Source organism: Enterococcus sp. BWR-S5 (assembly GCF_016745255.1).
Lineage (GTDB): Bacteria > Bacillota > Bacilli > Lactobacillales > Enterococcaceae > Enterococcus_L.
Genome location: NZ_JADOEQ010000011.1, coordinates 119642 through 135100, shown reverse-complemented (window position 1 = coordinate 135100; position 15459 = coordinate 119642). Strand labels below are relative to the sequence as shown.

13 protein-coding genes are annotated in these 15459 nt (G+C 40.7%); 9 read left to right on the top strand and 4 right to left on the bottom strand.

The features are described 5' to 3' along the window. The first annotated feature begins 17 nt into the window (after positions 1-17). The 9 genes from IW510_RS13480 (at position 18) to IW510_RS13440 (ending at position 11163) form a co-directional block, all read left to right on the top strand. Entirely contained in the window at positions 18-557 is a 540-nt protein-coding gene (locus tag IW510_RS13480; protein ID WP_202060505.1) for a DUF3267 domain-containing protein, read from the top strand. A 308-nt stretch (positions 558-865) separates the two neighbouring features. Next, on the top strand, positions 866-1687 hold the full coding sequence (locus IW510_RS13475) for an MATE family efflux transporter (RefSeq protein ID WP_202060503.1): 822 nt from the start codon (positions 866-868) through the stop codon (positions 1685-1687). Beyond that, complete coding sequence (locus tag IW510_RS13470) at positions 1609-2241, top strand: MATE family efflux transporter (RefSeq protein WP_202060502.1); 633 nt, start codon at positions 1609-1611, stop codon at positions 2239-2241. Before IW510_RS13475 ends, IW510_RS13470 begins: the two co-directional genes overlap by 79 nt. Positions 2242-2750: 509 nt before the next feature. Then, complete coding sequence (gene licT / locus IW510_RS13465; RefSeq protein ID WP_202060501.1) at positions 2751-3584, top strand: BglG family transcription antiterminator LicT; 834 nt, start codon at positions 2751-2753, stop codon at positions 3582-3584. 95 nt (positions 3585-3679) lie between these two features. Beyond that, on the top strand, positions 3680-5530 hold the full coding sequence (locus IW510_RS13460; RefSeq protein ID WP_202060500.1) for a beta-glucoside-specific PTS transporter subunit IIABC: 1851 nt from the start codon (positions 3680-3682) through the stop codon (positions 5528-5530). A 60-nt stretch (positions 5531-5590) separates the two neighbouring features. Next, the gene (locus tag IW510_RS13455) at positions 5591-7003 is read left to right on the top strand and encodes a glycoside hydrolase family 1 protein (RefSeq protein ID WP_202060499.1); all 1413 of its coding nucleotides are present in this window, start codon (positions 5591-5593) and stop codon (positions 7001-7003) included. Between the two features lie 166 nt (positions 7004-7169). Beyond that, complete coding sequence (locus IW510_RS13450) at positions 7170-9749, top strand: HAD-IC family P-type ATPase (RefSeq protein ID WP_202060498.1); 2580 nt, start codon at positions 7170-7172, stop codon at positions 9747-9749. Positions 9750-10217: 468 nt separating this feature from the next. Then, positions 10218-10682, top strand: a complete 465-nt coding sequence (locus IW510_RS13445; RefSeq protein WP_202060497.1) for a DUF7832 domain-containing protein — start codon at positions 10218-10220, stop codon at positions 10680-10682. Between the two features lie 46 nt (positions 10683-10728). After that, positions 10729-11163 carry a GNAT family N-acetyltransferase gene (locus IW510_RS13440; RefSeq protein WP_330932657.1) on the top strand — a complete coding sequence of 145 codons (435 nt, stop codon included), beginning with the start codon at positions 10729-10731 and terminating at the stop codon, positions 11161-11163. Positions 11164-11235: 72 nt separating this feature from the next. On the opposite strand, the gene IW510_RS13435 is transcribed toward IW510_RS13440, so the two are convergent. The 4 genes from IW510_RS13435 to IW510_RS13420 all read right to left on the bottom strand — a co-directional run bounded on the left by IW510_RS13435 (position 11236) and on the right by IW510_RS13420 (position 15389). After that, positions 11236-12687: a helix-turn-helix domain-containing protein gene (locus tag IW510_RS13435; protein WP_202060496.1), complete on the bottom strand. Its 1452-nt coding sequence runs from the start codon at positions 12685-12687 to the stop codon at positions 11236-11238. A 119-nt stretch (positions 12688-12806) separates the two neighbouring features. Then, entirely contained in the window at positions 12807-13607 is an 801-nt protein-coding gene (locus IW510_RS13430) for an ABC transporter permease (RefSeq protein WP_202060495.1), read from the bottom strand. Next, positions 13607-14581, bottom strand: coding sequence for an ABC transporter ATP-binding protein (locus tag IW510_RS13425; RefSeq protein ID WP_202060494.1), 975 nt, complete (start codon positions 14579-14581; stop codon positions 13607-13609). The genes IW510_RS13430 and IW510_RS13425 overlap by 1 nt, the downstream gene beginning before the upstream one ends. A 10-nt stretch (positions 14582-14591) precedes the next feature. Continuing rightward, complete coding sequence (locus IW510_RS13420) at positions 14592-15389, bottom strand: ABC transporter permease (protein WP_236674746.1); 798 nt, start codon at positions 15387-15389, stop codon at positions 14592-14594. Between the last annotated feature and the right edge of the window lie 70 nt (positions 15390-15459).

The following is a 15459-nucleotide window of genomic DNA, read 5'->3' as shown; positions in this document are numbered from 1 at the left end:
AGTAGGGAGTATAGTAAATGGAACTGATAAAGAAGATTGATTTAATAGATAATAAAGCGTTGGTTCGCCGATTGGAGAAGCTCAGTATTCCAGTAACCCTTGTATTTCTTCTCGTATTTTCCGGTATTGGGATGCTTATTGGAGATATACAGACAAAAGGTGTTACAACGTCTGGAGTCATTATTATGGGTGTGGGGCTAATAGGATCGATTCTGATTCATGAGTTGATTCATGGCTTATTTTTCAAGCTTTTTAACCTAAAAGGAAAAGTGATTTTTGGCTTTAAACAAGGAGTAGCTTATGCAGCCAGTCCGGATTCGATTTATTCAAAGGAAGCTTTTATATGGATTAGCCTGGCACCCTTTGTCTTGATTACCTTTGGTTTGATTGTTGCTTTAGGACTGTATATAGTGACACCCTTCGTGTTTGTCGTTTTAAGCAGCTTCCATGGCGCGGCGTGTATCGGTGATTTTTATTGGGTATATCTAGTTCTTACAGCTCCGAAAGATGCAGTGGTTAAGGACACAAAAGAAGGGATTGCTTTTTATAGAAGGTAACAAGTTTTTTGTGAAAAATAGCTCCTTGACATCAGAGAAAACAACCACTAAAATAAATATTACTTGCTCGGAGGGTAGATCATTCAATAAAAATGATACGCTGGATAAGACAACGGATTGAGATATCTGTTGCCTTATCCGGCTTTTTTGTTTGTGGGGTTATAAAAGATTAATAGTTAGAAGCTAAAGGAATAAACGATAGATGGTATAGATATCGTTAGAAGATTGGCTTCATGGAGAATTATCAATAATCGGATTTAGCCGCTTCATGAGCTTGTTCATTTTTTCTAAATTAGGGGAGGATTATTATGAATGAATTTTTAGAGGGAAAAATTAAGGCAGTCTATGTTCGATACTTGTCGGCAGCATTTGGAAGTGCCTTGATTACGTCGATTTATTCAGTGGTAGATATGGCGATGGTTGGGCAATACCAAGGCTCAGATGGAACTGCGGCGCTGGCAGTGGTTGCACCCATTTGGAATATTATTTACAGCTTCGGACTGCTCATGGGAATTGGCGGCTCAGTACTATTCAGTACAATGAAAGGGAGAAAGAAGAGCACTGCTGAAATAGAGGATGACTATTTCACTGTTGCAGTCATTGGCTCAATCATATTGGCAATTTTTTCATGGGTGGGGCTGATATTATTTGAACAGCCGTTGTTGCAAGTGTTTGGTGCCAGTGAGGCTCTGATGCCATTAGCTCAGCAATACCTATTACCAGTCAAATTTGTACTGCCTCTATTTCTATTCAATCAAATGTTGGCAGCGTTCTTGAGAAATGACGGCAGTCCGGGACTTGCAACGACAGCGATTCTTGCTGGCGGAGTATTCAATATGTTTGCTGATTATCTCTTTGTATTCACCCTTGATTTAGGAATATTTGGTGCAGGGCTCGCTACCGCAATTGGCTCCGGGATTTCCTTTCTATTACTTCTCACACATTTTCTGACGAAGAAAAATATGCTGATAATAAGAAAACCAACAAACATTCTAAAAAAGCTGAAAGAAATAACAGTTGTCGGTTTTTCCACTTTTTTGTCGATGTTGCGATGGGTATCATCACGATTTTATTTAATCGACAGATTATGCGTTATCTGGGGACGGATGCTTTATCGATTTATGGAGTAATTGTGAACATCAGCACCTTTGTTCAGTGCTGTGCCTACAGTGTTGGTCAAGCTGCTCAGCCAATCATCTCGGTCAATTTTGGTGCAAGACAAGGGAATCGAATTATAGAGACACTGAAGTATGCCTTGGGAAGTGCAGGATTTTTCAGCCTATTTTGGACGGTACTTAGTTTAGCAATGCCGTTACTTCTCATAAAGGTTTTTATGGAACCAAGTCAGGAAATAATCAGGATGGCACCAACAATTATTCGCAGCTATAGCTTGTCGTTCATTTTTCTTCCCTTTAATATTTTTGCAACCTACTATTTTCAAGCAGTGATGAGGCCAAAAGCAGCATTTGTCATTTCCATTACTCGTGGATTAGTCATTAGCGGCAGCTTGATTTTCCTGCTCCCAACAGTTTTTAGTTCGTCATCTCTTTGGCTAGTTATGCCGATTGCAGAGCTGCTGACGGCAATCGGAGGGGTTCTCTTAATGAAACGCTATACAGATCAGCTTCCAAATCAATCAGGGATCAAAGAAGCAAAAAAGAAAGAAGGACTGTTTTTTAGTTAAGGAGCAATGTTGACCTTGAAAAAAGAAGAGCTGAGAAGTCATCTTTGTATGATTGCAGCGGTTATAATCAGTATGACTATCTATATTTCTACCATTCAAAACTGACCTTATCGTTCACTATGCTGGCTGGTTGCTTGGGAATTTCACCTAATTTGATTTTACTTTCTAAATCTCCTTGGAAAGATTAAACGTAATATCGTGCTGGTTCTGGTAATGACGCGGCGATTCTGATTTCTGGCTTAAGCTGTGGTGTTTTCTTGCTGCTACCCTCCTCTATCCTATACTTGACTGGGGAGGAAAAGAGCAGCTTCTAAAAAAATTATTGACAGCGCTTGATATCCATGATAACCTTTGTCTTGAGTTGTTGATGTTATTACTTCAGGTAAGCATGCAACAGCTAAAAATAGAAAAAATGTTGGATGTTATCACTTCGGTGAGCAGGACCTATTTACAACGCACAGGAGAAGTGCAGGTAAATGGGCTTTTTTTGTAGCTAGTGGGGAATTTTTATGATCATAAAAAGAGTACTAAATAATAATACAATTATGTCATCAAACAGCAAAGGCGTTGATGTACTGTTAATGGGGCGAGGAATTGCCTTTGGGAAAAAGAAGGGTAGCCCTGTTGATATGGAGCTAGTCGAAAAGACATTTCTGCTGCGAGACAAAGCAACCCAAAACCGATTTACAGAATTATTGATTGATGTGCCGATGGAGCATATTTTAGTAGCTGAGAAAATCATTAATTTTGGAAAAATCAAGCTTGGGAAGAATCTGAATGAAATCATTTATGTCAATCTAACCGATCATATACATTCAGCTGTGGAACGGTATGCAGTAGGAACGATATTGAAAAATCCGTTGCGTTGGGATATTGCCCGTTTTTATCCAGATGAATATGCTGTGGGAGAAAAAGCAGTAGAGATTGTTCGCAATGATTTAGGTGTATCCTTTGAAATTGATGAAGCAGCTTTTATTGCAACACACTTTGTCAATGCTGAGATGGATCGCGGAGATGATTTAGCTTATGAAATTGCGGAAATCACGAAGCATATAGAAGAAATCATCAAAACACATTATCGAACAGAGTTTGATGAAGAGTCCTTGGATTACTATCGATTTATCACGCACGTGAAGTTTTTTGCACAGCGGTTACTGGTAAGCGATCACTACGACGATGATGATGCAGAGCTATTGGATACTCTGAAGAAGAAATACGCATCGGAATATGACTGTGCATTGAAAATCGGCACATACGTTAAGGGACAGTTTGAGTATGAACTGAGTTCCACAGAGCTGCTTTATTTGACCGCACACATTCGCAGAATCACAAAAAATTTATAATGGAGCAGGATTGTTATCCAGTTTGGAGCATGACCTGAAGCTGTTACTCTATTTGAGTGCAGTTTCAGGTCTTTTTCTATGAGGAGGAAAAGAGAATGAACTATACAGAATCAGCAAAAAAAATCTTTGAATTAGTAGGCGGAGAGTCAAACATTCGTTCAGTGACCCATTGTATGACGCGCCTGCGTTTTGTTTTGAAAAATGAAGGAACAGTCGATGATGAAGCAGTCAAAGCTGTTTCAGGTGTTATGGGCGTTATGAAGAAAGGCGGCCAATATCAGATTATCATGGGAAATGATGTGGCCAATTATTATAAGGAATTGACTAAGTTGGGGAACTTTAATAATACTGAGATTGAACCGGAAGAAAAGAAAAATCTGTTTGAATCCTTTGTTGATGTTATTTCCAGTTGTATGTCGCCATTGATTCCTGCAATGCTTGGCGGAGGAATGATCAAGGTTTTGCTGATTATTCTACCGTTGATGGGCATTTTAGATGAAGCATCTAAGAGCTACGCTGTATTGTCATTTTTCGGTGATGCGCCGTTTTATTTTATGCCGATGATGCTTGCTTACACAGCAGCACAGAAATTTAAAGTAACACCAATGCTGGCTGTAACAGTCGGCGGGATTATGCTGCATCCCAATTTTGTCAGCTTGGTAGCAGAGGGAGAACCACTGAATATCTTTGGGCTGCCGATTACATTGGCTTCCTACGGTTCATCGGTTATTCCAATATTAATTATGGTTTGGTTGATGAAATATATAGAAGCTTTCTTTGATAAAATTATTCCAACGGTGATGAAAAGCTTTATGAAACCATTGTTCATCATTGTTATTTCAGGAATTATCGCCTTAGTAGTAGTTGGTCCATTAGGTACCTTTGCAGGAGAAGGACTTTCAGCAGGAATTATTTGGATTCAAAGTAAAGCAGGCTGGTTAGCGCTAGGCTTGATGGCTGCATTTATGCCATTAATCGTTATGACAGGAATGCATTGGGCTTTCGCACCAATTTTTCTGATTGCTTCTCCGGCAACACCAGATGTTTTGATTCTTCCGGCGATGCTGGCAGCGAATCTGGCTCAAGGGGCAGCATCACTTGCTGTCTCTTTAAAAGCAAAAGATAAAAATTTGAAACAGGTTGCTTTGGCTTCTGGAATATCAGCTTTGTTGGCTGGCGTAACCGAGCCGGCACTTTATGGGGTTACATTGAAATATAAGAAACCACTATATGCAGCTATGATTTCCGGGGCAATCTGTGGTATTTATATGGGGATTACTGGTCTAGAATCGTATGCCTTTGCAGTCCCTTCATTGGTTGCCTTGCCTCAATTTATTGGGGGAGAAGGGAACGGAAATATTATCAATGCCTGTATCGTTGCAGCAATATCCATTGTGCTGACTTTTGTTTTAACTCTAGTTTTTGGTATTGATGAAGAACCTGTAGAAACAGAAGCGGTGAATTTGGAAATGGTGGAAGCTGGAAGTAGTGATCCTAAAAAGATTCTGACGCCTGTCAAAGGGAAAATTATTCCTTTAAGCAAGGTCAATGATTCAGCTTTTTCAAGTAAGGTTATGGGAGAAGGACTTGCGATTCTGCCGGAGGACGATACAATTGTCGCGCCTTTCGATGGTGTTGTTTCTGCGATTTTCCCAACAAAGCATGCGATTGGTCTGACAAGCACAGCAGGTCTGGAATTGTTGATTCATGTTGGTATCGATACCGTTGAGCTGAACGGGAAATTCTTTGAGGTTTTAGTTGAACCGGATGCGGTGATTAAAGCCGGACAGCCATTATTAAAAGTTGATTTCGCTGGTATCAAAGAAGCGGGTTACGATATAACTACTCCATTGATTGTGACAAATTCAGATCAATATATAGAAGTTGTTCCTAAGGATGACATGACAGAAGCAGTGTACAATGAAGCTGTTTTATATGTTGTCTAAGTAATCGTTGCGATAGAAATGTAGAGATGTCTCTTATTGATTAAGTAGAAGGAGGATAACATGAGTAACTTTCCAAAAGATTTTTTATGGGGCGGAGCAACTGCCGCCAATCAATGTGAGGGAGCCTATCTGGAAGATGGAAAAGGGCTGACTGTTCAAGATGTGACACGTAAGGGCTGGCGAGAAGAACCGACAGAAGAGCCGAAGGAAGATAATCTAAAGCTTGTCGGTATTGATTTTTACCATCGCTATAAAGAGGATATTCGTTTATTTGCAGAAATGGGATTCAAGGTTTTTAGGCTGTCAATTGCTTGGGCTAGAATATTTCCCAAGGGTGATGAGCAAGAGCCGAATGAAGCTGGTTTGAAATTCTACGATGATGTGTTTGATGAGTGCCTCAAGTATGGCATTGAGCCTTTAGTGACATTATCTCATTATGAAACGCCGCTTCATTTGACTAGAACCTATGATGGCTGGCGAAATCGTAAAATGATTGATTTTTTTGAGCACTATGTTCGTACTGTTTTCGAGCGTTACAAAGGAAAAGTAAAGTATTGGCTAACCTTTAACGAAATCAATTCAATTACTCATGTGCCGTTTTTAAGTGGTGGAATCAACACGCCAAAAGCTGAGTTGAGCCAACAAGATATTTACCAGGCGATTCATCATGAGCTAGTTGCAAGTGCAAAAGCAGTCAAGGCTTGTCACGAAATTATCCCTTCTGCAAAAATCGGTTGTATGATTTTAGGCGTGCCGGTTTATCCGTTGACTCCTGAACCAAAGGATGTTTTACAAGCCTTAAAAACAGAACGTGAGAATTTCTATTTTTCTGATATTCAGGTACGAGGCTATTATCCTAGCTACACCAAGCGCTTTTTTAAAGAGAATAATATTCACTTGGACATAACCGAGGCAGATAGAGAGGCGTTAAGGCATACCGTTGATTTTATCTCATTTAGCTACTATATGAGTGTGTGTGAATCGGCAGATCCAACGAAAGAAGCAGGAGAAGGAAATATTATTGGTGGTATACCAAATCCATATTTGAAAGCAAGTGAATGGGGTTGGCAAATTGATCCGGAAGGGCTTCGTTATTATCTAAATATTTTGTATGATCGCTATCAAAAGCCAGTGTTCATTGTTGAAAACGGGTTGGGTGCAGTAGATGAGCTAGTCGAACTTGCGGACGGAACGAAAACAGTGATGGATGATTATCGTATTGATTACATGAATGATCATTTGGTGCAGGTGGAAGAGGCTATTGAGGATGGTGTAGAAATCATGGGCTATACATCCTGGGGCTGTATAGATTTAGTCAGCTTTACAACTGCTGAGCTGCGAAAACGTTATGGTTTCATCTATGTTGATCGCAATGACGATGGTAGCGGGACGCTGGAGAGATATAAGAAAAAGAGCTTTGATTGGTACAAAGAAGTCATTGCAGCCAATGGAGATAATCTTATTAGAAAATAGTAAAAAACAGGCGAAGAGGATGTTATCCTTTTCGCCTGTTTTTTGTTAGAGATGTATGCAAACAGAACTATTTTTTTCATAGCTTTCTGAAAAACGTGACCTTCACAGCAAAGCAAAATCCGTATACTAAGAGTATATCCAAAAGAAATAACAGGAGGAAAAAATTATGAAATGGCATAAATACACAGCAGATGACACATTACAGACATTGAACAGCTCGACAAAGGGCTTAGATAGAGAGACAAGAGAGCAGAAACTGGAGCAGGAAGGAAAAAATATCCTCTCCGAAAAAAATCAATTGAAGACATGGCAGAAAATTGGAAAGCATTTCGTAGACTTACTGATGATTGTGTTAATGGTAGCGGCTGTTTTAAAAGGAATCACAGGAAGCTACGTTGAGATGGGCATCATATTAGCAGTTGTTATTATTAACGGCTTGATTGGCTATCTGCAGGAGCGTAAAGCAGAAGAATCATTAAACGGGCTGAAGCAAATGATGGGGCAAGAGGCAGTCATTCTTTCAGGTAGTATCAGAAAGACCGTTGATTCTGAAGCGTTGGTTGTTGGAGATATCGTCTTACTGAAAAGCGGCGATGTCGTACCGGCGGATATTCGTCTGATTGAAACACATGACTTGGTCATTGAAGAGTCAGCGTTGACGGGAGAGTCTTTGCCGGTAGAAAAGCAGACAAAGATGCTCGAAGAAGATACACCTTTGGGCGATAGAACAAATATGGCTTTCTCAGGAACCTTGGTGCAGGATGGTTCAGGAATCGGCGTTATCGTTGCAGTTGGCGATGAAACAGAAATCGGGCAGATTAACTCAGCGTTACAGTCTGTGGAAAAGCAGACAACACCATTGATTCGCAAAATGAATCAATTGAACAAGCAGATTTTCAAGGGGTTAATCGGGTTTATCGTATTCTTGGTTTTCTTTACAACACTAAGGCATGGGATGGATATTAATATCTTGCTTTCTTCCGTGATTGCCCTGATTGTAGCAGTTATTCCGGAAGGGTTACCGGCAGTCTTAACAATGATTCTGTCGATGGGTGTCAAAGAGATGGCAGAGGAAAAAGCGATTGTCAAAAGTATGCCGGCAGTAGAAACCTTGGGCTCGATGACCGTGATTTGTTCTGATAAAACAGGAACTTTAACGAAAAATGAAATGACAGTCGTCGATATCATCTTACCTGAGCAGGTAAGTAAAGAATCCGTGGCGCTGGAAGATGAACTGGCTGTTACGTCCATTATGAATAACTGTCAGGATTTAAAGCTTGAAGGGTCGCAATCTGCGGAAGAATTGAGTGGAAATCCAACAGAGTTAGCCTTGCTGAAATTTGTTGATGACAAGCCTGTTCCTTTCATGGTGAAAAAAGACAAAATTCCATTCAGCTCTGCGTACAAATACATGGCAACTGTTCATGAGCTAACGACTGGCGAAAAGGTATTATTCGTCAAGGGAGCACCAGAGGTTCTATTGGAGAAGGCACAGTTGAGCAATTCAGAGACAAGCTACTGGAAAGCCCAAGCAGCTGAGCTGGCACAAAAAGGACAGCGGGTACTGGGATTTGCCCTGAAGCATTTGTCGAAGGAGCAGGAGTTGAGTCATGAGACGTTGGAAGGCCTGACGATGGCGGGCTTGGCTGGAATTATTGATCCGCCAAAGGAGTCTGCAATCAAAGCGGTGAAAGAAGCACATCAAGCTGGAGTCGGAGTAAAAATGATTACCGGCGACCATAAGGATACTGCGATTGCGATTGGCAAGCAAATAGGATTGAACCATACAGCGTACGCATTAGAAGGAAAGGATGTAGATCATCTTTCCGATGAAGAGCTGCAGAAGCAAGTAAAAACTGTCGATATTTTTGCCAGAACAACACCTGAGCATAAGCTGCGGATTGTTAGCGCCTTACAGAAAAACGGTGAGGTAGTTGGAATGACAGGTGATGGAGTCAATGATGCTCCGGCTTTGAAGAAAGCAGATATAGGTATTGCGATGGGTATTAAGGGGAGTGAAGTAAGTAAACAAGCCGCAGATATGGTTTTAGCGGACGATAACTTTGCGACAATCACCAGAGCAGTGAAGGAAGGTAGACGAATCTTTGATAACTTGAAAAAGACGATTAACTTTTTCTTACCAACTGCTTTAGCTCAAGGATTAATCGTGATTTTCGCTCTGATGACTAACCTGCCGCTTCCGTTGACACCCGTTCAGATTTTATGGGTAAACATGGTGACAACAATCACGCTGTCTTACGCATTGGGATTTGAACCGGCAAATGAGAAGATTATGGAGCGGGCACCACGTGATCCCAAAGCGCCGATGCTTTCAGGCTACAGTATTTTCAGAATTGTTTATGTCTCCTTATTAATCACTGTTCCGGCATACTTGATTGCGATGCAGGCAGAGAGTCAGCTTGTTCAACAGACCATGTTGCTGCAAAGCATTGTATTGGCACAGGCGTTCTATATGCTGAACTGTCGGGAGCTGCTTGATCCTTCAATCAATAAGGCGATGTTAAAAAACAAAGCAATCTTCATTTCATTGGCATGTTTGGCCGTATTGCAGGGCGTTGTGCTGTTCGTACCGATTGCACAGCAGGCAATTGGAATCACCGTGTTAACGAGCTCGCAACACATTTCTATCCTGTTGAATACCTTTGGAATTTTCCTAATCGTAGAGCTTGAGAAGCTGATTACTAAGAAGATTAGAAAGAAAAAAGCAAAGGAGGTGGTGGCGTAAATCGCAACACACTAGGGGAAGAATACGCTTGTCACAATTGCACACGAATCAATGTTGCTGAGGAAATTACGAGGAATAGGGAAACACAAGAATAAGAATGCACATAATAGGATTGTAGGGAAACCATTTATCAGAAGAGCAGGCCCAATTCTTTCATAGCAAACAATGGCGCATTATCTGATGATAGGTGATTTCGTATGATTCATAGGAACAAGCAATGACTGTGACGTTTTTACATAAAACGGGAAACAGGGGCACAGGATTTGCTACCAACCAATTTAGGAAACACACACACTTCTTTTGTCCCACCACTTTTTTTATGTTTTACGGAGTAGTGACTAGTGCCCACGCTAAGTGAAAAAATAGGACATAGTGAAAATTGAGGTCAACTTCTCCTTGCTGTAGGCAGTCAGCTCTATTACACTATAGAAAAGAGTGAGTTGATTCAATAAAGGAGGAATAGAAGAAATGGCCTATGATAAAGCTAAATGGCATTTTGATGCTAAGGACTTCCCAAAGGAGATTGCGATTGAGCAGGGCGGTGTTCATATTGCATTTTTTTACCGTTGGATGTTGGAGAGCAATTTTGCAGGAGAAGACTTGCTGGATGACATGGCAGAGGAAGTCGCAGCCGTTAAAATCGGCAAGTATAGTGCGCTGGAGCTGCTATTTGAATTCAATGATGGCGTATTGTTAGCAGAAGATTTTAATGATGATGGTGCCACATTTGCAGATTACTATTATGAAGGAAATAGTAAGTTTGCTGATAACTATGGGGATTATCTGTCCGACTATAGCACACTAACGCTGCAGCATATGCAAGGCGTGGAGGCATCAGATTACGGCATCATTTTTTCGGAGGAAAATTATAAGGTAGTAAAAGCAATTATTGATCAACGCTATCAAGAATTTTTAGTATTTCAAGCGGAGTAAATTAGAAACAAGCGAATTGGAAAAAGTGGAGAATAGAGGTGCGCTGGTGGACGTTCAATATTTAACGGAAGAGCAAGTAAAAGCAGCCGCGGATTTGTATATTTCGGTATTCAGTCAAGAGCCATGGAATGAAGAGTATGAATCCTTTGAGCAGGTAGAAACGCTTATCAGAAATTTTATGGCAGAGTCCTGTTACTTGAACTTTGCGGCATTGAAAAACGGAGAACTGGTCGGTCTTTGCTTGGGAATGAAAAAGCCATGGATTAATGGGGTCGAGTATTATATTGATGAGTTTTGTGTCAAAGTCGATTTTCTGGGAAAAGGGATTGGTAGTGCCTTTTTAGCTGGGATTGAGGAGGAAATCAGCAAGCTTGGTTTGGATGGCATGATTCTGAATACGGAAAAAGGCGTTCCTGCAGAAGAATTTTATCTTAAAAACGGTTTTCATCAATTATCTAATTTGATTGTATTGGGAAAATAGGGGAGATAGCTGATAAAAACAGTGCTTGAAGGGCAAATGAAAGTTGCTGCTTCAAGCACTGTTTTTATTTTCTTATAAGTAAAGTGGCACAATCAGTTCACGCAATTCCTGCAGCTCATTTTGAGTGGGGATTGATGAAATATACACGATGGTCTGCTTATATTTCTTCGCCAACGGATAGTTGGAAATAATCAAATCGTTCTCTGTTAACTGAGCATTCTCAAGTCCATCCGTATTAACAGCTTCCACCTGTACTCGATTTCCTGTGAGGTCCTGCAGCTCTCTGAAAAGAAAGTTCTTCCACGCAGGCTCGCCTTGAAAAAGGAAATAAGCGGTAATTTGTTTGGGACTGACAAGATACATGGCTTCTCGCACCAGTAGTGTGATGGTATTCAGTACATAGCCTGAATGAGGCAGATAGGTCAGCTCATAACTGGCTACTTCTTTCTGGATTAGCTGATAAAGCGCCGGAAATCGTTGCTGGCTGAAAGGAAATAGTTCTTGATATTCCAACAAGAATCTATCAGATAATCGCCGTGATTCATAGTACTTCAATAAAAACAGAACTAAATTATCCAATAAAGGTGAATCCTCAAGCTTTGGCTGATGTAATTTTTCAATCAGCTGATTCATAAACTGTCCGCAAGCAGAGTAAAGCAGTTCGTAATTCTTCAGCAGAATATTTTTTAATTCATCTGTTGGCGGAGTACTGTAATTCCAGCTTTCCATAAAAGCAAAGAAGGCAAAAAAGGCTTCTGTTGGATTCAGGTGTATGCCCTCTAAGATATAGAGTTTTTCCAATTCTTCCTGATAAAGGTTGAACAGTATATCGTTCTTCTCAAAGGTCATATCTTCAATTAGACAGCCTGATTTTATTCGAATCGTGTTAATGAAAAACCAGCAGGTCCCGAAAACCTCCTCCGTATCTACTTTCAATAGTGTTCGGTTAATTCGGCGTAAGAAATGTGCATAATTGGCTTGGTGAATCGGGTACTCATCAAAAAAGAAATTATTATGTGTAAAAGGCAACAGAAGGCGATGGTAGAAAATACGGATACTTGATTCATCACCTGCCCATTCAAAGGAAGCACCAGATACACTGATTTTTAATTGAAAAGCCTTCAATTCTTTATTCAGTTTGTTTAGATGGCGTTTCAGGGTTTCAAACGAAATTCCTTGTGCATGCAAAAAGGATTGAACCTGGACACTTTTTGAAGAAAGCAGCTCTCTGATAATTTGAATGCTAATGGAATCCTTCATGAAATATTCCCAGACTTCGTTGGTTGTGGCATGTTCAGTGGAGGTAAGAGAAAGTCCATTGTTGCCGTCTGCCTCTAATGACCAGCCTTCCGGCAGCTCCATTCGTAGTCCTTGTATATCATTGAACACCGTGCGCTGTGTTGTCTGGATACGCTCAGCTAGTTCTCTGGCAGTGAGCTGAGGATGGTTGACTAGGTTTTCCAGCAGCGCGACTTTCCTGCGAATATCTTTTTCAGTAATCAATCGTTTGGCTAGTGAATACATCGGGGTTCGCCCCTCTCCGTTTGGTTACTCAAATTATACGTTGTTTCTTGGCTGGACTCAATCAATAGCTGTTTCCAGCGTGCAGATTACTTACTCTTGAGATTGCCGAATGTATGAAATCAGTATAAATCAAAGTTTCCGGTTTTTCGCATGTAGGTTTCCCCATAGCTCAAAATGATTCTGGTCAACAGCACCAGAAAGAGGTTGATACCGACAAAGCATAAAGCTTCAGTAGTAAAATTTTGTTTCGTAATCAATAAATGACGCAAAAGCATGATTGTATAAGATAAAGGGAAAAGAGAACCAATAAACTGAATCAGTATGGGAGAAACGGATAATGGAACTTTTACTCCGCTGAAGGCTTCTTGAGGTCCTTCTAAAAATACATAAAGAATCGTTCCATCCCTCAAAATTACAAAAAAGCTGACGATAAAAGCACCCCAAATTAATCCGCCAATACTAATCAGAACGGCTGAAAGCAGAGCAGTTAAAAGACTATGGCTGGTTATCCCTGAGTACCATAAATTTCCTAAAACGAATAGTAACAGGAAAAACCAGGCATTACCAAAAAGCATGGCAAAGGTTCGACTGTACAGCCATTTCAGCTTATTGACCGGTGTCATGAAAATCTGGCTGAGTGTTCCTTGCTGTCGCTCATAGCCCAAGCGCCAAGCGCTTTGGACGATATTTTGAAAGAAGGTCAGTGCACAGTAGCCGATAAAAACAAAATACAATAGTTCCTTCTGAGAATGAATACCAGAGATTTTCAGTGAGTCAATAGGGAAAATCTGGTAGTTATAGCTCAGTTGGATAAAAGAAACGATTGGCCACAGAATCATGGAGAAAAGGTAAAAGCTGTTGATACTATCATTCAAAAAGGTTCGCCGCAGCTCAGCCTTAAGCAAGAGTAGGAGGTTCATTATTCAACGCTCCTTTCCTTCGACGCTAGCAGGGCAGATTCTAAGGTGGGGTCGATGATTTCTATCTGCAGCAGGTCGATATTTTTATCAGAAAAGAAATTAATGATTTTACGCAGATCCGGCTGATTAGTAAAAAGGCGGACTTCCAGCATGTCATCCTTTTCAATTATTTCAAAGGGGTCAGACCAATCGGACAGGTATTGGTTGAGCACTTCAGTATCTGAAAGGGGCACAGTGAAAACCACCTGCTTTGTCAAATTCAGTTGAGAGAAAATCTCTTCTTTCGTTCCAGACAACAAAATAGCACCGTTATCGATAATATAAATATAATCGCAAAGCTCTTCCGCCTCAGCCATGTAGTGGGTGGTCAGCAGGATTCCTTTACCGTCCTGTGTTGCCAGCTGTTTGATTGTCTGTCGCAGTTCTTTCGCAATCTGAACATCCAGTCCAAGTGTCGGCTCATCCAAGAAGAGATAATCAGGATTATTAATCAGTCCTTTGGCGATTTGCAGCCGCTGTTTCATCCCTTTAGAAAACTGCTCCACGGGGATATGCCGCTTTTCCCAAAGCTCGAATTGCTTTAACAGCTGTTCAGAACGTTCGTCGATAGTCTTCTTCGGCAACTCATATAGAGAGCCGAAATAGTGTAAATTTTCCAATGCGTTTAGCCGCCAGTAAATATTGCGTTCTCCTCCGGCAATCATGTTGATTCGCTTACGTGTTTTTTTCAGTTGTTGATTGATATCTTCGCCATCTAATTGGATGGTTCCCGAGTCTGGCAGTAATAGTGTCGTCAACATTTTTATCAATGTTGTTTTCCCAGCGCCATTTTCTCCTAGTACCCCAATGATTTTCCCAGGTGGGATAGTCAGCGAAATATCCGTTGTTGCCTGCTTTGTTATTTTTTCGCTTTTAAAAAGTCCTAAGCGGGTCTTGGTGGTGTATTGTTTATAAAGGTGGGCTGCTTCTAACATAGTTTCACTCCTATTCAAAAATGTAGCTGATGATTTTCTGTTCCGTTTTTCTATACCAGTACAGTCCTGCCAACAAGTAGAGAGAAGAGCTAAGCAGTCCGACGATAAAGAGTGAGGCAAGCTGGTTGTATTTTTCCGGCCGAAAGCAAAGGATACGAAAGGCTTCCAGGGCCTGAGTTAAGGGGAGAAGATTCCCAATCCATTGTAAAAATTTTGGCAGTATTTCCTTAGGAAAGGTAATGCCGGAGACGAGATAGATAAGGATAAATAAAGTGTTCTGACTGATATACGTATCTCTTAGCTGAAGCATAATATTGGCAAGAAAGATACTCATACCGAAGGATACCCAAATAGTAAAGGCAATCCCTGCTGTCCAAGCCCCGAGGCTGATTGTTGAAAAGTCGGCATCTAACAGTTTACTGATTCCAAACAATGCAGCGAACTCCAAGAGCGTCCGCCAAAGCTGCTCCAAAAAGACACCGGAAAAATACTGAAAAACCTTGTAGGGTGTAATCAAAAGACTCATCAAAGTGCCTTCACGTACTTCCGTGATTAATGCGCGCCCAACATTCATTAAGGTTGCAACGCCCAAGTTATAAAAAAGAATACCAATCGCTGCATAAGTAAAATAGTGAGCGGTTGTCATATAGCCCGCAGTCAATGAATCCACTCGATTGTTAAAAAGAAAATTGGCAATCAACCAAACACTGACTAGCTGAAAGGCTGAACCTAAAATTCGATTAATAAATAATGTAAATGGAAAATAGCGACGGTACATTTGCCAATTTCTACGTATGATTGCAAACAAAAAAACACCTTCTTTATATAGAATTAGACAAACATCTAATTAGATGTTTGTCTAATTCTATTGTTTGAGC

Coding starts and splice junctions, on each gene's coding strand:
- IW510_RS13480 (WP_202060505.1), top strand. CDS start 18: ATGGAACTGATAAAGAAGATTGATTTAATAGATAATAAAGCGTTGGTT.
- IW510_RS13475 (WP_202060503.1), top strand. CDS start 866: ATGAATGAATTTTTAGAGGGAAAAATTAAGGCAGTCTATGTTCGATAC.
- IW510_RS13470 (WP_202060502.1), top strand. CDS start 1,609: ATGGGTATCATCACGATTTTATTTAATCGACAGATTATGCGTTATCTG.
- licT (WP_202060501.1), top strand. CDS start 2,751: ATGATCATAAAAAGAGTACTAAATAATAATACAATTATGTCATCAAAC.
- IW510_RS13460 (WP_202060500.1), top strand. CDS start 3,680: ATGAACTATACAGAATCAGCAAAAAAAATCTTTGAATTAGTAGGCGGA.
- IW510_RS13455 (WP_202060499.1), top strand. CDS start 5,591: ATGAGTAACTTTCCAAAAGATTTTTTATGGGGCGGAGCAACTGCCGCC.
- IW510_RS13450 (WP_202060498.1), top strand. CDS start 7,170: ATGAAATGGCATAAATACACAGCAGATGACACATTACAGACATTGAAC.
- IW510_RS13445 (WP_202060497.1), top strand. CDS start 10,218: ATGGCCTATGATAAAGCTAAATGGCATTTTGATGCTAAGGACTTCCCA.
- IW510_RS13435 (WP_202060496.1), bottom strand. CDS start 12,687: ATGTATTCACTAGCCAAACGATTGATTACTGAAAAAGATATTCGCAGG.
- IW510_RS13430 (WP_202060495.1), bottom strand. CDS start 13,607: ATGAACCTCCTACTCTTGCTTAAGGCTGAGCTGCGGCGAACCTTTTTG.
- IW510_RS13425 (WP_202060494.1), bottom strand. CDS start 14,581: ATGTTAGAAGCAGCCCACCTTTATAAACAATACACCACCAAGACCCGC.